General features: G+C 31.0%; 21 protein-coding genes. 14 read left to right on the top strand and 7 right to left on the bottom strand.

The window, feature by feature from the left end:
• Positions 1–3 precede the first annotated feature (3 nt).
• The 9 genes from B4H69_RS13865 (at position 4) to B4H69_RS13910 (ending at position 8,728) form a co-directional block, all read left to right on the top strand.
• Positions 4–894 (top strand): ParB/RepB/Spo0J family partition protein, encoded by an 891-nt coding sequence (locus tag B4H69_RS13865; RefSeq protein ID WP_038330580.1) that lies wholly within the window; start codon positions 4–6, stop codon positions 892–894.
• Positions 884–1,462 (top strand): DUF5683 domain-containing protein, encoded by a 579-nt coding sequence (locus tag B4H69_RS13870; protein WP_038330578.1) that lies wholly within the window; start codon positions 884–886, stop codon positions 1,460–1,462. Before B4H69_RS13865 ends, B4H69_RS13870 begins: the two co-directional genes overlap by 11 nt.
• 9 nt (positions 1,463–1,471) lie before the next feature.
• A complete protein-coding gene (gene dapB / locus B4H69_RS13875) occupies positions 1,472–2,176 on the top strand; it encodes a 4-hydroxy-tetrahydrodipicolinate reductase (protein WP_291094481.1) in 705 nt (234 codons plus the stop codon).
• Between the two features lie 26 nt (positions 2,177–2,202).
• Positions 2,203–3,252 carry a signal peptidase I gene (lepB, locus tag B4H69_RS13880; protein ID WP_291094483.1) on the top strand — a complete coding sequence of 350 codons (1,050 nt, stop codon included), beginning with the start codon at positions 2,203–2,205 and terminating at the stop codon, positions 3,250–3,252.
• A gap of 101 nt (positions 3,253–3,353) precedes the next feature.
• Positions 3,354–3,749 carry a S26 family signal peptidase gene (locus B4H69_RS13885; RefSeq protein ID WP_291094513.1) on the top strand — a complete coding sequence of 132 codons (396 nt, stop codon included), beginning with the start codon at positions 3,354–3,356 and terminating at the stop codon, positions 3,747–3,749.
• Positions 3,750–3,849: 100 nt separating this feature from the next.
• Positions 3,850–4,455, top strand: coding sequence for a WbqC family protein (locus tag B4H69_RS13890; RefSeq protein WP_280045574.1), 606 nt, complete (start codon positions 3,850–3,852; stop codon positions 4,453–4,455).
• A gap of 722 nt (positions 4,456–5,177) precedes the next feature.
• Positions 5,178–6,071 (top strand): S8 family serine peptidase, encoded by an 894-nt coding sequence (locus tag B4H69_RS13900; protein WP_422653372.1) that lies wholly within the window; start codon positions 5,178–5,180, stop codon positions 6,069–6,071.
• 123 nt (positions 6,072–6,194) lie between these two features.
• Positions 6,195–7,829 (top strand): S8 family peptidase, encoded by a 1,635-nt coding sequence (locus B4H69_RS13905; protein WP_180904456.1) that lies wholly within the window; start codon positions 6,195–6,197, stop codon positions 7,827–7,829.
• Positions 7,830–8,218: 389 nt separating this feature from the next.
• Positions 8,219–8,728: a hypothetical protein gene (locus B4H69_RS13910; protein WP_291094492.1), complete on the top strand. Its 510-nt coding sequence runs from the start codon at positions 8,219–8,221 to the stop codon at positions 8,726–8,728.
• 23 nt (positions 8,729–8,751) lie between these two features.
• On the opposite strand, the gene B4H69_RS13915 is transcribed toward B4H69_RS13910, so the two are convergent.
• The 3 genes from B4H69_RS13915 to pepE all read right to left on the bottom strand — a co-directional run bounded on the left by B4H69_RS13915 (position 8,752) and on the right by pepE (position 11,723).
• Positions 8,752–10,152: a hypothetical protein gene (locus tag B4H69_RS13915; RefSeq protein WP_180904458.1), complete on the bottom strand. Its 1,401-nt coding sequence runs from the start codon at positions 10,150–10,152 to the stop codon at positions 8,752–8,754.
• 131 nt (positions 10,153–10,283) lie between these two features.
• Entirely contained in the window at positions 10,284–10,937 is a 654-nt protein-coding gene (locus B4H69_RS13920) for an alpha/beta hydrolase (protein ID WP_180904459.1), read from the bottom strand.
• A gap of 63 nt (positions 10,938–11,000) precedes the next feature.
• Positions 11,001–11,723, bottom strand: a complete 723-nt coding sequence (gene pepE / locus B4H69_RS13925) for a dipeptidase PepE (protein WP_180904460.1) — start codon at positions 11,721–11,723, stop codon at positions 11,001–11,003.
• 129 nt (positions 11,724–11,852) lie between these two features.
• Between pepE and B4H69_RS13930 the strand changes: the two genes are divergently transcribed.
• Positions 11,853–12,797, top strand: a complete 945-nt coding sequence (locus B4H69_RS13930) for a hypothetical protein (RefSeq protein WP_291094496.1) — start codon at positions 11,853–11,855, stop codon at positions 12,795–12,797.
• A 71-nt stretch (positions 12,798–12,868) separates the two neighbouring features.
• On the opposite strand, the gene B4H69_RS13935 is transcribed toward B4H69_RS13930, so the two are convergent.
• From B4H69_RS13935 to B4H69_RS13945, 3 genes are read right to left on the bottom strand one after another with little or no spacing between them, the layout of a single operon-like run.
• On the bottom strand, positions 12,869–14,188 hold the full coding sequence (locus B4H69_RS13935; RefSeq protein ID WP_291069600.1) for an ABC transporter permease: 1,320 nt from the start codon (positions 14,186–14,188) through the stop codon (positions 12,869–12,871).
• A gap of 12 nt (positions 14,189–14,200) precedes the next feature.
• Entirely contained in the window at positions 14,201–15,133 is a 933-nt protein-coding gene (locus tag B4H69_RS13940; protein ID WP_180904463.1) for an ABC transporter ATP-binding protein, read from the bottom strand.
• Between the two features lie 58 nt (positions 15,134–15,191).
• Positions 15,192–15,524, bottom strand: a complete 333-nt coding sequence (locus B4H69_RS13945; RefSeq protein ID WP_180904464.1) for an MGMT family protein — start codon at positions 15,522–15,524, stop codon at positions 15,192–15,194.
• Positions 15,525–15,565: 41 nt separating this feature from the next.
• Here B4H69_RS13945 and B4H69_RS13950 point away from each other — a divergent pair, with 41 nt between their 5' ends.
• Entirely contained in the window at positions 15,566–16,111 is a 546-nt protein-coding gene (locus tag B4H69_RS13950) for a hypothetical protein (protein WP_280061512.1), read from the top strand.
• A gap of 54 nt (positions 16,112–16,165) precedes the next feature.
• Here B4H69_RS13950 and B4H69_RS13955 read toward each other — a convergent pair whose 3' ends face one another.
• Positions 16,166–16,357: a cold-shock protein gene (locus B4H69_RS13955; protein ID WP_038330556.1), complete on the bottom strand. Its 192-nt coding sequence runs from the start codon at positions 16,355–16,357 to the stop codon at positions 16,166–16,168.
• A 126-nt stretch (positions 16,358–16,483) separates the two neighbouring features.
• On the opposite strand from B4H69_RS13955, the gene hemW reads away from it, so the two are divergent.
• The 3 genes from hemW (at position 16,484) to rocD (ending at position 19,734) form a co-directional block, all read left to right on the top strand.
• The gene (gene hemW, locus B4H69_RS13960) at positions 16,484–17,611 is read left to right on the top strand and encodes a radical SAM family heme chaperone HemW (RefSeq protein ID WP_291092988.1); all 1,128 of its coding nucleotides are present in this window, start codon (positions 16,484–16,486) and stop codon (positions 17,609–17,611) included.
• 17 nt (positions 17,612–17,628) lie between these two features.
• Positions 17,629–18,438: a glutamate racemase gene (gene murI, locus B4H69_RS13965; protein WP_180904467.1), complete on the top strand. Its 810-nt coding sequence runs from the start codon at positions 17,629–17,631 to the stop codon at positions 18,436–18,438.
• A gap of 63 nt (positions 18,439–18,501) precedes the next feature.
• A complete protein-coding gene (gene rocD / locus B4H69_RS13970) occupies positions 18,502–19,734 on the top strand; it encodes an ornithine--oxo-acid transaminase (RefSeq protein ID WP_180904468.1) in 1,233 nt (410 codons plus the stop codon).
• Positions 19,735–19,775: the final 41 nt, after the last annotated feature.

The raw sequence follows: 19,775 nt of genomic DNA on the forward strand, positions 1-19,775 counted from the left end.
AAAATGGCAAAGCCAAATAAAAATAATCGCTTGGGACGTGGATTATCTGCTCTATTAAAGGATGAACCAACTGTAAAAACTGCACAAGATGAAGGTGCTAAAAAATTGGTTGGAAATATTTTGGAAATAGATTTAGAAAAAATCACCGCGAATCCTTGGCAACCACGAACGAATTTCGATAAAAAAGCTTTAGAGGAATTGGTTTCGTCTATTCAAACATTAGGCGTTATTCAACCGATTACGATTCGTAAAAAACCAACTGGTGAATATGAATTGATTTCTGGTGAAAGACGTTTTCGCGCTTCACAATTAGCTGGTAAAAAAACAATTCCAGCTTATGTACGTTTAGCAAATGACCAAGAAATGCTGGAAATGGCATTGGTCGAAAATATTCAGCGTCAAGATTTAGATGCGATCGAGATTGCACTTTCTTACCAACAATTGATTGATGAAATCAAGTTAACACAAGAAGAATTAAGTAAACGTGTTGGGAAAGACAGAACGTCTATTACCAATTATTTGCGTTTATTAAAATTAGACCCAATTATCCAAACAGGAATTCGTGACGGAATGATTTCAATGGGACACGGTCGCGCTTTAATGGCTATTGATGATACTGATTTACAATTTGATATTTACGAAAAAATTGTCAAAAACAATTTATCTGTTCGTGATACAGAACGTTTAATCAAATCGATAAAAGAAGGTAAACCTGAGAAAAAAGCAACAAATGAATTGCCTTCTCAGTACAAAGAAGCATTGAGTTCTATTTCAAATTCATTGAATACGAAAGTTGAAATAAAACGTGCAAATAATGGAAAAGGTAAAATCATTTTGAATTTTACTTCTGATGATGAGTTTGAACGATTAAGAAAATTCTTAAATGAAAATTAAAGCATTCTTACTTGGATTAACGATTTCATCGACGTTTGCTTTTGGTCAAGTTAAAACTGACTCTTTAGTAGTTGTCGAAAATAATGTTATTGTAAATGATACGATGAGCGTAACTAAAGAAGTTTTGATGGAAAAAAGTCCAATTAGAGCCTCTTTGTATTCGGCTATCTTACCTGGTGCAGGACAATTGTACAACAAAAAATGGTTGAAAGCACCAATCGCTTTAGGTTTAGTAGGAACAGGAACTGGTTTCACGATTTATTACAATAATTTGTACAAAAAATACCGAAAAGCGTACATTGCAGTAAGAGAAGGAACACCAAACGAATTCTCAGGAATTTTATCTGCAGAACAATTGGCAGTTATTCAAGACGATTACAAACGAAAACGCGATTATAGTGTCGCTTTAACAGCATTAGCTTATTTATTAAATATTGTTGATGCAACTGTTGATGCGCATTTATTTACAGTTCGTAATGACACAGAAATGTCATTCAAACCAACAATCATTCAAGATGAAATGACATTAGAGCCAGTTTTAGGATTGGCATTTAACTTAAAATTTTAGAAATTACAGATGAAAATTGCATTAATAGGATACGGAAAAATGGGAAAAGCCATTGAAGAAATTTTAATTCAACGCGGACACGAAGTTGTACTTAAAATATCTCGTACTCCACTTGCGGAAGAATTAAATGATGTTGAAGTTGCAATAGAATTTTCTAGACCAGAATTTGCTTACGACAACCTTAAAGTATTACTTAAAAATAAAGTCGCAACAATTTGTGGAACAACAGGATGGCTAGATAAACAAGAAGAAATTAATCATTTAGCAATTTCAAATAACACCGCTTTTTTATATGCTTCTAACTTTAGTTTGGGCGTTAATTTATTCTTCGAATTAAATTCTATTTTAGCTCGAATGATGAATAAATACCGCAATGAATACCAAATTAATTTGGAAGAAATTCATCATACACAAAAGCTTGATGCACCTTCTGGAACAGCAATTACAATTGCAGAAGGAATTATTGACAATTCAACATATAATTCTTGGTCGATGGACGAAAAAGCAAAAGATATTATTCCAGTTGAAGCAAAAAGAATTGAAGATGTTCCCGGAACACATATCGTACAATATAACTCTGATGTAGACACTATTGAGATTTCTCATACTGCACATTCACGCAAAGGTTTTGCTCTTGGAGCCGTGATTGTTGCAGAATGGATTTGGAATAAACAAGGTGTTTTCACAATGAAAGATGTACTTGAACTAAACTAAATTAAAATACTAAATATCAAAAACTTATGCATGTACTAATTTACTGGTTAATTGGTTTTATTATTGCCAATATAATCTTTGGAGCTGCAACTTGGAAATTATATAAAAATGCTGGAAAGCAAGCAATTCAAGCTTATATTCCTTTTCTAAATATTTGGAAAGGTTTAGAAATTATTCACCGTCCAAAATGGTGGATTATTCTATTTTATTTGCCAATTGTTGGTCCTATTTTTTGGTTAGTATTCTTTGTTGATTTAGGAGATTCTTACGGAAAAATTGAAACAAAAGACAAAGTCATTATGGTTTTGACTTTAGGTTTATACATTTTTGCAGTTAATTATTCTGATAATCCAAAATATTTAGGACCAGAAAAACGCAAACCAACGTTTGTTTCTTCATTGATTTTTGCCCTTGTTCTGGCTACTTTGGTTCATAACTGGTTTATTCAACCAATGATTGTTCCAACAGGATCGATGGAAAATACAATCAAAATTGGTGATGCTTTATTTGTAGAAAAAGTAAGTCACGGAGCGCGTGTTCCTATGACGCCAATCGGAATTCCGTTCTCTGAGTTTATTTACCGTGATGGTTTTATCAACAAAGCACGCTTACCTTATATGCGTCTTCCGGGTTGGAGAGATTTAAAATCAAATGATATTGTAGTTTTCAACTATCCTACAGATTCTATTTACAATGCTATTGATCGTAAAGATGCATATGTAAAACGTTTAATCGGTTTACCTGGAGAAACTGTACAAATTCGTAATGGAGTTTTATATGTAAACGATAAAAAATTCATTCCGAAAAAAGATGCACAAGTTCAACATGCTTATACAGTTATTGTGAAAACTCCTTTCAGCGATAAATTATTATACGATAATTTTGGAATCATAAGTACAGATTATAATGCTGCAAAACAAGGTGACGGAACATTTATTTATCAATTTGCTGCTTTGACTGATGCTCATGTTACAGCAATGAAATCTAATGCAAATGTCGTTTCTGTTGAACCAATTTTACAACCAGTTGGTGAANNACTGGAAAAATTGATAGTACAAATACTATTTTCCCTGTAAACAAAACGTGGAATACAGATCAATACGGACCTTTATATATCCCGAAAAAAGGTGATGTAGTTGATGTAAACAAAGAAACCTTAGCACAATACATCAATGTAATTCGTAAATACGAGCATAATAGTTTGCGTGTAGATTCTGCGAATGGTAAGTTTGATGTGTACATTAACGATCAAAAAACAAATAAATACGAAATCAAACAAAACTATTACTTCATGATGGGAGATAATAGAAATCAGTCGTTAGATGCGCGTTTCTTTGGGTATGTTGGAGAAGATCATATCATTGGTCGTCCAATTATGATTTGGGCAAATATGAACGGAATGTTTGAGCCTGCTGCTCCTAAGAAATTTATTTGGAACCGTTTCTTTACATCAATCAATAATGATAATCCAGACAAAACTTCGTACGGAATTTATGTTTTAATTGCCTTAATTGGTTGGATTGGATACGATATTGTAAAAGCTCGTAAAGAGAAGAAGAAAAACAAATATTAATAAAAAGAGCGATTAAAATCCTCTAAATTATAAAATTAACAACACTATAAATGTGCATTATAAGCTACTTGTAATGCACATTTCCATATAAAATAATAGAATGAAAAATACGTTTGCAGCTTTTTATTTTGGACCGATTGATTACTATGCAGAAATGGTAAAAAGCCAAACTTTGGATATCGAAGTTCAAGAAAATTTTCAAAAGCAAACTTACCGTAACCGCATGTATATTTTGGGCGCAAATGGTAAATTGATGTTGAATATTCCAATCTTACACAACGGAACGCGTTTGTTCAAAGATTTGCAACCTTCTTACGAATATGATTGGCAAAAAGAACACATCAAATCATTAAAATCAGCTTATCAAAGTTCTCCATATTTCGAATATTATGAAGATGAAGTTATTCCGATTTTAGAACAAAAAGAGAAATTTCTTTTAGATTTTAATCTAAAAACAATTGATTTCATCAACAAAAAATTAAGCTTAGATTTGGATATTTCTAAAACTGAAACCTATCAAGATCTAAACCCTGAAAATGATTTCAGAAATCAATTTTCTGCTAAAAAAGCTCCTCAATATAACTTACCAGAATATGCGCAAGTTTTTGATGATAAATTTGAGTTTATAGAAGGTTTGAGTATCTTAGATTTACTTTTTAGCGAAGGACCAAGTGCCGCAGTATATTTAAAAAACTTAATAAAATAACAACATGAGAAAATTATTTATTGCTTTAGGATTTGCCTTTACATTAGGGTTTGCTCAAGCACAAACAACAGAAGTACCAAAAGAAAAATGGTATCATGCAGGTGTTGAACAAACAGGTATTTATGGTGTAAATACCGATCAAGCTTTACAATTCTTAAAAGACAACAAAAGAAAAGCGAATACAATTATTGTAGGAGTTTTAGACAGTGGTGTTGAGAATTTTCACGAAGATTTGAAAGCAAATATGTGGACAAATCCAAAAGAAATTCCAGGAAACGGAATCGATGATGACAAAAATGGTTACATTGACGACGTACATGGTTGGTCTTTTTTAGGAACTGCAAAAGGAATCAATTACAATGATGATACAACTGAATTAACACGTCTTTACAAAGCTTTATCATCTAAATACGCAACTTTTGATCAAAAGAAAAATCACGAAGCTATTGTAAAAAATCCTACTGAATATGCTGAATTTCAAAAAATTGAAAAAGAATATTTAAGTGCTGTAGGAAAAGCAAAATATAACCAACAAGTTGCTCAATCTAAATTGAATGCAGTTGAAGGTGGANNAAGGTGGTGTAAATAAAATGGTTCTTGAGTTTGGTGATACTAAATTAACAAAAGATATTTTAAAGAATTATCAACCAACAGATTCTCAAATCTTAGAAGCTTTATGGATTTTTGGTGAGTTAAAAGAAGAGCAATGGGTTGGAAAAACAATGAAAGAAGTTTCTAACACTTATTTAGGAGCTACTCGTCGTGCTGCAAAGGGAGATGCTTTATCTTCTCACTTAAATCTAGATTTGGTTGATCGTAAAGATGTAGACAATCCAAATGATAAGAAAGAGCGTTTTTATGGAAACGGAGATTCTAACGGACCTGAGTCTTCTCACGGAACTCACGTTGCTGGAATTATCGGTGCTGTAAGAGGAAATAATATCGGTTCTGAAGGAACAACAGGAGGAAATAATGTAAAAATTATGTCTGTTCGTACAGTTCCAAATGGAGATGAGCGCGATAAAGATGTTGCAAATGCTATTTATTACGCAGTTGACAATGGAGCAAAAATCTTGAACATGTCTTTCGGAAAACCTTATTCTCCTGATGCAGATTTAGTTTGGGATGCATTCAAATATGCTTCTGATAAAGGTGTTTTAATCGTTAAAGCGGCAGGAAATAGCAACGAAGACATTGATGTTCATGTACATTATCCAACTAATTTCAGAAATGGAAATACAGTTTCTAAATCTGTCCTTACAGTTGGTGCTTCTACTAAAGATCCAAATGCCTTAAAAGCTCGTTTCTCAAACTATGGTAAAAAATCGGTAGATGTTTTTGGACCAGGACAAGAGATCTATGCAACATATCCAGGGGTTGATCAATATCGCTTCTTAAACGGAACTTCTATGGCCTCACCTGCTGTTGCTGGTGTTGCAGCGTTAGTTTGGTCACATTATCCAAAATTAACGGCAGAAGATATTCGTACTATTTTAATGGAAACAGTAAATAAAAACGAGCAATTAAAAGATATTTCTGTTGCTGGAGGTGTTGTAGATTCTTACAAAGCTGTAAAAAAAGCTGAAGAAATTTACAAACAACGTAAGTTGAAATAATTTTAAATTTAACACAACATTATAAAAAGGCTTCAAATTTTGGAGCCTTTTTTGCGTTTAAACTCGGGATAATTTTAGATGTAACAATTTCGGTTGTTTCTCGACATATAGATAAAATCAATTATGAAAAAATTCTTATTAAGTATATCAGTTGCCATGTTTGTTGGTGTGACATCGTTCGCACAAGAAACGACAACTGCTCTACCTTTACCTAAAGTTGATCAAAAATATTGGCAACACGAATCTTTCGAAGAAAGTGGTGTTTATGGTGTTAATACTCAAAAAGCGTTACAATTTTTAGAATCAAAAAAACGTAAACCATCACAGTTAATTGTTGGTGTTTTAGATTCTGGAGTTGAGATTACTCATCCAGATTTAAAAGATAATATTTGGACAAATAGCAAAGAAATTGCTGGGAATGGAATTGACGATGATAAAAATGGTTATATAGATGATATTCACGGTTGGAATTTTATCGGAGGAAAAGATGGTAAAAATGTTGATGGAGATACATTAGAGTTAACACGTCTTTTTGTAAAATACCGCGATTTATTCGAAAAAAGTAAAGATGCTGCTTCAAACAAAACGAAATTCCCAAAAGAATTTGAAGAATATCAAAAAATAAAACCTGAGTTCGAAAATAAATTAGCCGAAGCAAAACAAAATGCAGCGCAATATGTACAGATGAATGATATTTTCTCTGTTGCATTTCCTGCTTTGATTAAAGAATGGGGCGAAAAAGATTTGAATGAAAAAAATATGATGTCTTTTAAACCTGCTTCTAAAGAGGCACAACAAGGGATGATTATTTTTGGTATGGTTCCGAAAGAAGCTTGGGAAGGAAAATCGATGAAAGATTTCTTAACAGAAGTTGGAAATGAAATTTCAGAAGGAACAAAATATTACAAAGAACAAGTTGAAATTAACTTGAATACAGAATTAGATCCTCGTCCAATTGTTGGTGATAATTATGCTGATAAATCAGAACGTTTTTACGGAAATAATGATGTAGACGGTCCTGATTCTATGCACGGAACGCACGTTTCTGGAATTATTGCGGCAAAATCTGGTAACGGAATTGGAATGGATGGAATCGCAGGAAATGGTTATGTAAAAATCATGTCAGTTCGTACAGTTCCAAATGGTGACGAACGCGATAAAGACGTTGCAAATGCCATTCGTTATGCTGCAGATAATGGAGCAAAAATCTTGAACATGTCTTTTGGAAAAGCTTATTCTCCAGATAAACAAATTGTTTGGGATGCATTTAAATATGCTGAGAAAAAAGGTCTTTTATTGATTAAAGCTGCAGGAAATGAAAACGTAAATATTGATGACGAAATTCACTTCCCTACTGTTTATGATAACAAAGGCGCAGAAGTTTCTAAAAACGTAATTACAGTTGGAGCAAACACAATGGATAATAACAATTTAAGAGCAAGTTTCTCTAATTTTGGTAAAAAGTCTGTAGACGTTTTTGCGCCAGGAAATGAAATATATTCTACTGTTCCTAATAAAGATGGGGAATACAAAAACGAAAGTGGAACTTCTATGGCTTCCCCAGTTGTAGCAGGAGTTGCGGCTCTGGTTTGGGCTCATTATCCCAAATTAACTGCAACAGATATCAAACAAATTTTGTTAGAATCTGTCAATAAAAATCCTGCTTTAACAGATATTTCTGTAACAGGCGGTGTCGTTGATGCGTACAAAGCTGTTCAATTAGCAGAAAAAATGTATGTTGCTAAAAAATTGAAATAAGAAAGTATCACTATTTTTTATAGTATTTAAGTAACAAAAATAAACTTGGGTTAGATTCTATTTTTAGAGTCTAACCTTTTTTTGTATAAGATATTTCTTGTTCAAATTGAATTAAAACTCTTTTTCAACTCTTTCTATTTTTATGTTAATCAGTTATAAATGATTGATTTTTAACTTAAAGTTTAACACTTCTCATAATATATTGTTACATAATGTATTAATAATTTAGCTACAGTTTTAAGTAAAATATGTAAGTATTTATCATTTATCGATTGATTTCATTTTAAATATCTTAATTACGAATAGAATTTATTTTTTAACAATTTGATATAAAACAACTTAATTCATAAACTTAAAACAAAACATTAAAATATTTATTCTATACTACCATGCAGAAATATATTTATGTTAGCCTATTCATTTTTTCAATGAATAATGTTAATGCGCAATTAATTATTGCAAATAATCAGAATAATGTCCAACTTTCTGAATCTACATTAATGCAGTTTGAAGATGGATATACGAACGGAATCATCTTACCAGCGAACGATCAAGCTCCTATAAATGCTACAAATGGAACTTTTATTTTAGACCAATCTGATAAAAGAGTAAAAGTTTTTGAGAACAATCAATGGAAAAATCTTTCATATGAAGGAAATTTATCTGATATAATTTCAAATCCATCTGATGACTTAGGAGATGGTGTAATTTTAGGCTCTGAAACGTCTAATGCAAAAGGAGTTTTGGTCTTAGAGTCGGATGACAAATCATTGATTTTACCACGTATTAATGATCCTGTAAGTAATGTAAAATCTCCGTATCCAGGCATGATTTGTTACGATACAAAATCAAGAACGATTTGCATTTATGATGGTAAAGTTTGGAATTTTTGGAAATAGATTTGAGATTTCAAATCATTTTTTTATTCATTACAACTTCGTTCAATACAATGCCAAGTCGTCCCATTGTACAACTTAATACATAAATCTGTTTGGTCATATATCAACATTCCTTCTACTGGTGTTTTAATTTGATCCGTATTGAGAACTCTACTAATTACGAATCCTTTTTCTTTAGAAGACAAAACAATTGCACCATTTGGAATATTTGAAGGCCAATTTACATTATTATTTTTGTATGTGCTTATCCCAATTTTACTCGGATCTCCGACAGATGATGTATTGGCTATTTTGACGCATTCTGTAGTAAAGTCCCCATTTTTGTCCGCACATTTCTTTAATTGCGCTATCATTGGAGCACTACAATTTCCTGCCGATTCACAATCAAAAGTAACATTGGCAACAGTTGAATTAACAATTGTTCCATTTGCATCTACATAATTGGGTAAATTACTAAAAACATAATTTTCACCTTGATTATAACTTTTTTGATCAGGATTATAAGAATCATATTTTGTAAAGTTAAGATTTGGACCAACTTTAGAACCATTTGGATTTAAAGGTTGTCTTGTATAAAAATATCCTTTGCTCGAATTATTTTTTGGTCCTTCTAATGACATTCCATTCATATTGACTGTACTCAATTTTACCAAACCTGCATTGTATATACTCGCTTGTGTGTTGCCATTTATTCCATTATTAAAAATAAATGTTCCATAATTTTCAATTCGGCTTGTTCCACTCAAATCACTATTTCCTCCTTCTATTGTTACTGTTCCAGTATTAACAATACGCGAACCTCCCATATTAAAACTTGATAATGAATAAATTTCGCCACAATTCACCATTAAAGTTGTCGCATTATTATCTATTGTATTCGAAACATCAATTCGCCCTTTGTTCAAAAATGTATTATTACCTTCGCTCAAATTAAATCGAACCACCTTCATTTCTTTGTTATTTTCGATGTAATTAATTGCTGTAGGAGAACCAAAATTTAAGGTACTTCTGATATCTACAGTTCCATTATTAATAAGATTTGTCGCATTATTACGAATTGTAATTCCAGATTGATTACTTAAAGTACCTGTCGTTGAGATATTAATATCCAAATCGGAAGAAAAGTTCGGATTATTATTAAATTCTAATGAACCTTCAATCTCAAATCCATTTTTGAAACCTGTAGTAGTTGATAGATTGGTATTAAAAATTAATTTAGTGTTTGGTGCTATATGTATTATTGCACCATCTTCTAATTTCACATCATTAAAAGTCGTGTTTTCCGTAAAACAAACTCTCTTATTTGCAGGAAAAACATAATTATCAATAGGGCTTGGATTGGTTACATCACAACTTGTTTGTTGTCCATAAAGAAAGTTAAAACCAAACAAAAAAATGTAAAAAGGGTATAATTTGGTAAGCATAGGTGTAGATTGTTTTTCTCTCTCTATCAATCCATATGCCTTTTTTTCAAATAATTGTATTTTAATAATTATAAATAGTTAAAAAAGATAATATCGTACTATTTTTACTTTGTAAATTATTAATGAATTATTTATTTAAAATCATAATTTCTTCTCGCCCATTTTTTACTTGGTTCAATCCATTCATCAAGAGCTTTATAAAGAAAACCATGCTTTAAGCCATTATTTAATTCAATTTCTTTGAAATGATTGATTTTATTGGTTGAATTTTCTTTTCGTTTTATAGCAGAAATACCATAAACATCAGACTTTTCGTAAATAGTTAAAACGTTTCCAGAAAAATTTATGTCAGGCATTTCTTCTAAATCACTTTCTTGAAACGAACCAATAAATACATAGTTGATTTGAGGATTATTTTTAAAAGTTGATATATATTGCGCAATATAACCACCTTTGGAAGTTCCTACAACCGTAATATGATTAGGTTCAACTCCTATATTAATCAAACTATCAATTTGATTAACAACCTTTTTTGCATATATTATTCCGTCTGTTTTTGGCTTTCTTTTCTCGCTAATCACAATAAATCCGTCATTCCTGAATGAATTCAAAACTTTAGAATATTCAATTTTAGTTTTATAAACTGTATCATAATCACCATCGTTATGTGTTTCTAAATATTTATTATGGAGAAAAAAGATATAATCTTTGTCCTTTACACTTTTAGATATTTTATGTTGCGAACAACTCATTAAACCAATTATGAGAATCAACAAATATTTCATTATTCAATTTTAAATCAATCAAATATAACCAAAAAACCCTTCACTGAAAAGTGAAGGGTTTTTCTATATTCTATAAACTTTTTCCTCTAAAATACCAGATTCAAACTCAATTGGTTGTTCATTTTGTCTAAAAATTCGGGCAGATAATTTTCCTTTCAACTCCACCACTCCATTTTCTACACGAAGCCAACTTCCTTCTCTCAATCCAACTACAACTTGATGATTAAACTTGTGAAATTCATTGATACGCGTTTCTCTTGTTTCTCCTTTGTGCGTAGAATTAGGATCAGGATCCAAATAATGCGGATTAATATTAAAAGGTAAAAATTGTAACGCATCAAAACTTGGTGGATAAACAATCGGCATATCATTTGTTGTTCCAATTGTTAAACCTGTCAAATTACTTCCTGCACTCGTTCCAATATATGGTGTTCCATTATGTACAACGCTTCTCAATTCTTCTATCAAACCAAGTTCATACAACGTTTTTAGCAATAAAAATGTATTTCCTCCACCAATAAAAATCGCTTTAGCATGCAAAATTGCTTCTTTTTTATTCTCGAAAGTATGCAAACCTTTTACAGAAATTCCAACCGTTTGCAAAGCATCTTTTACATTTTGCGTATAATCATCGTACGAAATTCCCGAAGGACGCGCATAGGGAACAAAAATGATTTCATCAGATTGAATAAATTCTTTGATTTCATCTTTTATATATTCTAAAAAACTAAAACCGTGAATAGTACTCGTACTTATCACTAATAGTCTATCATTTGGATTTATCATGTTATCGAATTTTAACTCAAAAGTAAGTTTAAAATAAGAAAGTAGGTGAAAAATTGACAAAAAATTATACCAAATTACTTTACTTTTGTACAATTCTAAAAAATGGAATTTCAAGATTTCTAAATCTTCATGAAAAAAATAGTACGCTTCATTATACCTTTATTCATAGTTGTTATTATGCTAATAATTGGAATAGAACAAACCCTTCGCAAAATTCCGAACGATTACAAATACAAAGCTGATTATTTAAAAGAAAATGGAAGTGAAATAGAAACTTTGATTCTTGGGAGTTCGCATACTTTTACGGGATTGAATCCAAAATTATTTAAAAATAAAACTTTTAATGCTGCACATTCTGCCCAATCATTGGATTTAGATTACAAAATTTTTGAACAAAATCGAAAATATTTACCCAATTTAAAAACCATTATTATTCCCATTTCGTATTTTTCATTTACAAAACAATTGAATGATTTTAATCAAAAAAAGTTAAAATATTATTCAATTTATTGGAATATTGATATTAATAATAACGATTTAAATCTTAATTACGAAATTTTTTCAGAACCTATTGATATTGATTATAATCGAATAAAAGATTATTGGATTGAGGATAAAAATAATTTGACAATAGATATTAATGGATATATAAATAAGCGATACGAACCAAGTTGGAATGATAGTATTTATGCTAAAAAAACGTTTGAAAGACATCGTGCAAATTTGAATTCAACTCAAGTACAACATATTATAAAAACACATTATCATGATTTAGAACAAATTATAAAACAAGCAAAATCAAATGATATAAAAGTTGTTCTATTGGCTACTCCTACAACTAATTTGTATAAAAATTATGTTATAAAAACACCTCAATATTTCAATTTAAAAAATAATATTAATCGATTATCGAAATATAATAATGTCATTTTCATCAATTATTTTATTAATAATGAAAATTTCACTAAAAAAGATTTCAAAAATTCAGATCATTTAAATGCAAAAGGTGCAGATAAGTTAACCTTTAAGGTGGATTCTATTATGAATAAAACATTTACGTTGATTACAAAATAAATAGAATATCTATCATCAAAAAAGAGCTTGATAAATCAAGCTCTTTTTTTGGTTTTATAAATTGTGTGAAATTAGTTTTTGTAAGAAATCCATTTTACCATTTCTTTCACAGTTGGTTTTTTACCATAAATTAAAATCCCAATTCTATAGATTTTTCCAGCAATGTAAACCATAAATATGGTGCTGATTAATAGCAAAAATAAGGATAAAGCTAATTGCCAAATCGGAACATCAAACGGAATTCGAGTAATCATTGATATAGGTGAAGTCAATGGAATCATTGATAACCAAAAAGCAACTGGACCATCAGGATTTTCGAAAGTTGTCATACTTCCATAAAGTCCAATCATCATCGGAACTAAAGGAAAATATGTGAATTGTTGTGTATCAGTATCATTATCAACAGCAGAACCAATTGCCGCAAAAACAGAGCTGTAGAACAAATATCCTAAGATAAAATAAGCAATAAAAGCAAAAATGATTAACGGATAATTAAACGTCAACAACACTTCGCTAATTTCTGTTACTTTTTGCATCATATCCGGGTTAGTTTCCGCTAATTGTGCTTGATTCATCATTTGTTGTGACATATCCATTCTCGATGCTGCAATTGCAGGAAATAAAATCAATAAACCCATTGTCATTCCAATCCATATTGCAAATTGCGTCACAGCAACCATTGTCGTTCCTAAAATTTTACCCATCATCAATTCGAAAGGTTTTACAGAAGAAATGATAATTTCGACCACGCGATTATTCTTTTCTTCAACAACCGAACGCATAACTTTTACGCCATAAATCATCACAAACATGAAAATAATATAAGTTAAAAACATCGATAATCCGATTTTCAACTCCATTCCTTTATCTTCTTTTCCGTCTGTAACATTGAAAACATTCAAGTTAACGCGAGCCTTAGAAGCTTCTAAAGCAGCTTTATCAATACCAGATTTTGCTTGTTTTTCTTTTTCAATCTTATCACTAATTGTTCTCGAAAGTTTTTCTCGATCAGTAATTCCAAGATTTCCATTTGTAATTAATTCTGTATTTTTCTCGATATTATCATAATTTCCATCTGTATTTTTTGGAATATGAAGAATCGCATTCAAATACTCGCTTCCTTTCAACGTGTCCTTAATTGATTGCAATTCTTGAGGCGTGTAAATACTGAACATCATTTGTTTAGTCGATTTAAACGAGGTTACAAACTCTGTACTTTCATCTACAATTGCAATGTTTTTCACTTCGGAATTATTCGCAGAACTCAAAAAGAAAATCACCGCTCCTGCTCCAACAATCAACAAAGGCGAAAGAAAAGTCATAACAATAAACGCTTTGTTTTTTACTTGAGAAAAGAACTCGCGTTGTGCAACTAAAAATATATTTTTCATTTGAAAATTAGCTTAAAGATTAGGAATTGAACTTTGTTTAACGGCTTCCAAAAACACATCATTCATCGAAGGAATAATCTCTTTGAATTGATGAACTTGTCCAACTTGCATCAATTTATCTAAAATCACATTGGTTGGAGTTTCTTTATTATACAATAAATTAAATTCAGTTCGTTGATTAATGTTTCGTACATCCGAAATCTCAAATTCATTGGCTAAATTTTGAAGAGAATCAGCAGGAATTTCATTCAATTGAATCGAAAACTTTCCTGTCTTAAATTGATTTCTAACTTCTTCAATCGTTCCATCTAACACTTTATTCGATTGATTAATCAATGCCACATGATCACACATTTCTTCAACAGATTCCATACGATGTGTTGAGAAAATAATTGTTGTTCCTTTGTCTCTTAATTCAAGAATTTCATTCGCAATAATTTGTGCATTTACAGGATCAAAACCACTAAAAGGTTCATCGAAAATCAGTAAAGAAGGATTGTGAATAACTGTAATCACAAACTGAACTTTTTGTCCCATTCCTTTCGACAACTCGCTCAATTTCTTATTCCACCAAGACATCATATCAAGTTTCTCGAACCAATATTCGGTACGTTTTCTGGCTTCCGCAGAAGAAAGACCTTTCAGTTTTGCAAAATACAGTGCCTGTTCTCCAACTTTCATATTCTTGTACAAACCACGTTCTTCTGGCATATAACCAACTTGCCCGATTGATTTTTTCGTCAAAGGTTCTCCATTCAACAAAATTGTACCGCTATCTGGCGCTGTAATTTGATTGACAATACGAATAAAAGTCGTTTTTCCAGCACCATTTGGTCCCAAAAGTCCATAAATAGAACCTTGTGGAATATTGATACTAAAATTATTAAGCGCAACTTTATCTTTATATTTTCTTGTTAAGCCTTGAGCTTGCAATAAAAATTCCATTTTCTATATCATTTGATTTGTAAAATTAGTAAGAAGAAAGTAAATTTTGTTACAGATTTTAATGAGATTCATTCGGATCCCATACAATTTCTTTAAAATTAATCACTTTATCATTTATAATCTCCACACCTTCATTTTCTAACAATTGTTGCATCAAACTCGAAGGATTAAAATGATGTTTTCCAGTTAACAAACCATTTCTGTTTACAACACGGTGCGCAGGAACGTCTTCTCTATTATGTACATGATTCATTGCATAACCAACAACACGAGCCGAAAATTTTTCTCCTATATATTTTGCAATCAATCCATAAGTAGAAACACGTCCTTCGGGAATTTGACGAACGATTTCATAAATTTTCTCATAAGTATCAGAAATGATTTTTGTCATAATCTAAAGATTTATTGTAAATTTAAAGAAAGTAATAGAATATGAGCCAAAAAGTTCCAATTAAATCTCTTTTAAGCCGACCACGATTTAAGGTTTTTACACATTTATCAAAACAAGAATTTATTGATTTAATCAAAAAACATCTTGAAACTAATTCTACCGAATACGGAGGTTATGCCAATCAGGAAGTTGCAATGATTCGTGTCCGAAAAGACAAGGATAAATATTGGCATCCGCAATTGCAAATCCGAATTGAAGAAGATGACGATCATCCTGATTATTTGGTTGTTAGAGGAATTATTGGTCCGCCTTCTAATGTTTGGACATTTTTTGCATTTTTGTATGGTTTGAGTGGAGCTATTTTTATCACATTAGGCTCTTATGCGGTTTCCGAATATATTGTACAAGGAAATAGTGTATGGATTTGGAGTATACCTGTTGCGTTATTGATTGCTTTAGGGACTTATTTAGCGAGTTTATATGGTCATTATTTGGCAAAATATCAGTTAGGAAGATTGTATCATTTCGTAAATGAATTGCTTCGTGATGCAGAGTTTTATCAAAATAGCGACGAAATCAAAGAATAAAAAAAGCGACCTAAATAGGTCGCTTACAAGAAATATGTTGAGATAATATATTAATTAGATTACTTTCACATTAACGGCGTTGATGCCTTTTTTTCCTTGTTCTAAGTCAAAAGATACTTTATCGTTTTGAGCTACTTTGTCTGTTAAACCAGAAACGTGTACGAAGTACTCTTTTCCTGATTCGTCATCTTTAATAAATCCGTATCCTTTTTCTTCATTAAAGAATTTTACAGTTCCTTTATTCATAGTATTTTATTTTCGTTGATAAAGATATAAGATTTATTTACAAAACCAATATTAATTTTTAGTTTTTTTTATAACAATTTTTTTAGCCTATAATTTCATTATAATTTTGCTTCAAATCATAATATTTTGGCAGGAATTTATATTCATATCCCGTTTTGTAAACAAAAATGCAGCTATTGCGACTTTCATTTTTCGACAAATCTTCAACATAAATCAAATTTAATTCAAGCAATTAATAAAGAACTTGAGATCAGAAAAGATGAAATTTCAACACCTTTAGAAACGATTTATTTTGGAGGAGGAACACCTTCTATTCTATCCGAAATTGAATTAGAAAGTATTTTTGAAACGATTTATAAAAATTATTCGACCAAAAATTTAAAAGAAATTACACTAGAAGCGAATCCTGATGATTTGAATAAAGAAAAACTTAATTTCTTAAAATCAACTCCGATTAATCGTTTTTCGATTGGTGTTCAATCATTTTTTGAAGAAGATTTGAAATTAATGAATCGCGCACATAATGCACAAGAAGCTGAAACTTCGATAAAATTGGCGCAAGATTTTGGTTTCGAAAATATCACTATTGATTTGATTTATGGTTCTACGACCACAACCAACGAAATGTGGAAGCAAAATTTGCAAAAAGCAATTGAGCTAAATGTTCCACATATTTCTTCTTATGCGTTAACAGTCGAAGAAAAAACAATTTTAGATCATCAAATCAAAAAAGGAATCACTAAACCAGTTGATGAAGATCGTCAAAACGAACAATTTCAACTTTTAGTAGACACTTTAACTTCGAATAATTTTATTCAATACGAAATCTCCAATTTCGGAAAAGAAAACTATTTTTCTTTGCACAATTCTAATTATTGGAAAGGAATTCATTATTTAGGAATTGGACCTTCTGCACATTCTTATAACGGAAAAACTCGAGCTTGGAACATTGCAAATAATTCAAAATATATACAAACTATCAACGAAAATAAGCTACCTCAAGAAATTGAAGTTTTAAATGAAGTAGAACAATTTAATGAAATGATAATGATTGGATTGAGAACAATTTATGGAATAGATTTAAATCGAATTAATTCAGAATTTTCTCAACCTTTAGTGAATTCTTTTTATCAAGAACTCAATCAATTAATTAACGAAAATTTAGTCGAAAAGAAAGAAAATAGAATTATTTTGAAACCCGAAGCAAAATTTTTCGCAGACGGAATTGCTTCAAGATTATTTTACATCGATTAATTTGTTAAATTTGCGATATGAATGATAACAGACCAATTGGTGTTTTCGACTCTGGAGTTGGCGGTTTGACGTTTGCAAAAGAAATAAAACGTCTGCTACCAAACGAAAGTTTGATCTATTTTGGCGATACTCAAAATTTGCCTTACGGAGAAAAATCGAAAGAAGCGATTACACAATTTTCGGTAGACATTACTAATTTTTTAATAGACAATAATTGTAAAGCGATTTTAGTTGCATGTAATTCCGCAACAGCTAATTCGTTGAAAGAAATTAGAGAAGCCGCAGGAAAAGATGTTCCTGTTATCGATGTTATTTCGCCAGTTGCGGAGAAAGTTTCGTTCGAATTAAGAGAAAAAATAGGTGTTATTGCAACAAAAGCAACTGTAAATTCGGGCGCTTACAAAAAGGCTATTCGTCGTCGGAATAAACATATTACGGTTATTGAAATGGCAACTCCGCTCCTAGTTCCTGTTATCGAAGAAGGTTTTACAAATTCGACGATTTCTAAAGCAGTTTTAGAAACTTATTTGTTGAACAAAAAATTAGAAGGAATTGATTCGATTATTTTGGGATGTACACATTATACACATCTAGAAAAAGAAATCAATCAAGTGTTTGAAGGAAAAGTTGATATTGTAAATTCGCCTTTAATTGTCGTGAATCAAGTGATTTATCAATTAGCAAAAGAAGGAAAATTGGCTGCTAAAGATGCTGTTGCAAACTATACATTTTATATTTCTAACAATACGGATAATATTATAAAAGTTGCAAAAAAATTCTTTGGAAAAGATATTCAATTAATTGAGAAAAATTTAGAAACGAAATAGAACCGACCATTATTTGTCGGTTTTTTTATAAAATATTACGAACAAACAAAAACAAATCATTACATGGAAAAATCAGCAGAATTAATTGCATTAGAAGAAAAATACGGAGCGCATAACTATCATCCGCTTCCAGTTGTATTGGAAAAAGGTGAAGGTGTTTACGTTTGGGATGTTGATGGGAAAAAATATTTCGACTTTTTATCAGCTTATTCAGCTGTTAATCAAGGTCACTGTCATCCTCGAATCATCAAAGCGTTAAAAGATCAAGCCGAAAAATTAACGTTAACTTCTCGTGCTTTTTATAATGCGGAATTAGGAAAATACGAAAAATTTATCACAGAATTATTCGGTTTCGATAAAGTTTTACCAATGAATACGGGTGCTGAAGCAGTAGAAACAGCGCTAAAAATTGCTCGTAAATGGGGGTACGAAAAGAAAGGAATTCCAGCTGGTGAAGCGATTATTGTGGTATGTAAAGACAATTTCCATGGTCGTACAACTACTATTATTTCTTTCTCGAATGATGAAGATGCACGTAAAAATTTCAATCCTTACACAAGTGGTTTTGAAGCTGTAGAATACAATGATATTGAAGCTCTAAAACAAATTTTAGAAGAAAAAGCAGATAAAATTTGTGGATTCTTAGTAGAACCAATTCAAGGAGAAGCGGGTGTTAATGTACCTTCTGAAGGATATTTGAAAGCTTGTGAAGAATTATGTAAACAACATAATGTTTTATTTATCGCCGACGAAATTCAAACAGGAATTGCACGTACAGGAAAAATGTTAGCAATCGATCACGAAAATATTGATGCCGATGTTTTAATCTTAGGTAAAGCCGTTTCGGGTGGAGCTTATCCAGTTTCTGCAGTTTTAGCAAATGATGAAATCATGAATGTGATCAAACCAGGACAACACGGTTCTACTTATGGAGGAAATCCATTAGCTGCGGCTGTTGCAACAGAAGCTTTGCAAGTTGTTTTGGACGAAAAATTAGCTGAAAATTCTGAAAAATTAGGGCAAATTTTTAGAGCAGAAATCACAAAAATGGCAGAAGAATTTCCGTTATTCAAATCAGTTCGTGGAAAAGGTTTATTAAATGCAATTTTAATCAACGATACACCAGAATCTGAAACAGCATGGAATTTCTGTGTTGCAATGAAAGACAACGGATTATTAGCCAAACCTACGCACGGAAACATCATTCGTTTCGCTCCTCCTTTAGTGATGAACGAAGAACAGTTACACGAATGTTTAGCGATTATTCGTAAAACTGCACAAGAGTTTAAAAAATAATCAACAATAAAATGATATAGAAAAAACCTGATGAAATTTCA

This window comes from Empedobacter sp. UBA6745 (assembly GCF_002453775.1).
In the GTDB taxonomy this organism is placed as follows: domain Bacteria; phylum Bacteroidota; class Bacteroidia; order Flavobacteriales; family Weeksellaceae; genus Empedobacter; species Empedobacter falsenii_C.

What these genes read in the sequence shown, in the direction of transcription:
- B4H69_RS13865 (WP_038330580.1), top strand. Translation starts at nt 4, where the DNA reads ATGGCAAAGCCAAATAAAAATAATCGCTTGGGACGTGGATTATCTGCT.
- B4H69_RS13870 (WP_038330578.1), top strand. Translation starts at nt 884, where the DNA reads ATGAAAATTAAAGCATTCTTACTTGGATTAACGATTTCATCGACGTTT.
- dapB (WP_291094481.1), top strand. Translation starts at nt 1,472, where the DNA reads ATGAAAATTGCATTAATAGGATACGGAAAAATGGGAAAAGCCATTGAA.
- B4H69_RS13890 (WP_280045574.1), top strand. Translation starts at nt 3,850, where the DNA reads ATGAAAAATACGTTTGCAGCTTTTTATTTTGGACCGATTGATTACTAT.
- B4H69_RS13900 (WP_422653372.1), top strand. Translation starts at nt 5,178, where the DNA reads ATGAAAGAAGTTTCTAACACTTATTTAGGAGCTACTCGTCGTGCTGCA.
- B4H69_RS13905 (WP_180904456.1), top strand. Translation starts at nt 6,195, where the DNA reads ATGAAAAAATTCTTATTAAGTATATCAGTTGCCATGTTTGTTGGTGTG.
- B4H69_RS13910 (WP_291094492.1), top strand. Translation starts at nt 8,219, where the DNA reads ATGCAGAAATATATTTATGTTAGCCTATTCATTTTTTCAATGAATAAT.
- B4H69_RS13915 (WP_180904458.1), bottom strand. Translation starts at nt 10,152, where the DNA reads ATGCTTACCAAATTATACCCTTTTTACATTTTTTTGTTTGGTTTTAAC.
- B4H69_RS13920 (WP_180904459.1), bottom strand. Translation starts at nt 10,937, where the DNA reads ATGAAATATTTGTTGATTCTCATAATTGGTTTAATGAGTTGTTCGCAA.
- pepE (WP_180904460.1), bottom strand. Translation starts at nt 11,723, where the DNA reads ATGATAAATCCAAATGATAGACTATTAGTGATAAGTACGAGTACTATT.
- B4H69_RS13930 (WP_291094496.1), top strand. Translation starts at nt 11,853, where the DNA reads ATGAAAAAAATAGTACGCTTCATTATACCTTTATTCATAGTTGTTATT.
- B4H69_RS13935 (WP_291069600.1), bottom strand. Translation starts at nt 14,188, where the DNA reads ATGAAAAATATATTTTTAGTTGCACAACGCGAGTTCTTTTCTCAAGTA.
- B4H69_RS13940 (WP_180904463.1), bottom strand. Translation starts at nt 15,133, where the DNA reads ATGGAATTTTTATTGCAAGCTCAAGGCTTAACAAGAAAATATAAAGAT.
- B4H69_RS13945 (WP_180904464.1), bottom strand. Translation starts at nt 15,524, where the DNA reads ATGACAAAAATCATTTCTGATACTTATGAGAAAATTTATGAAATCGTT.
- B4H69_RS13950 (WP_280061512.1), top strand. Translation starts at nt 15,566, where the DNA reads ATGAGCCAAAAAGTTCCAATTAAATCTCTTTTAAGCCGACCACGATTT.
- B4H69_RS13955 (WP_038330556.1), bottom strand. Translation starts at nt 16,357, where the DNA reads ATGAATAAAGGAACTGTAAAATTCTTTAATGAAGAAAAAGGATACGGA.
- murI (WP_180904467.1), top strand. Translation starts at nt 17,629, where the DNA reads ATGAATGATAACAGACCAATTGGTGTTTTCGACTCTGGAGTTGGCGGT.
- rocD (WP_180904468.1), top strand. Translation starts at nt 18,502, where the DNA reads ATGGAAAAATCAGCAGAATTAATTGCATTAGAAGAAAAATACGGAGCG.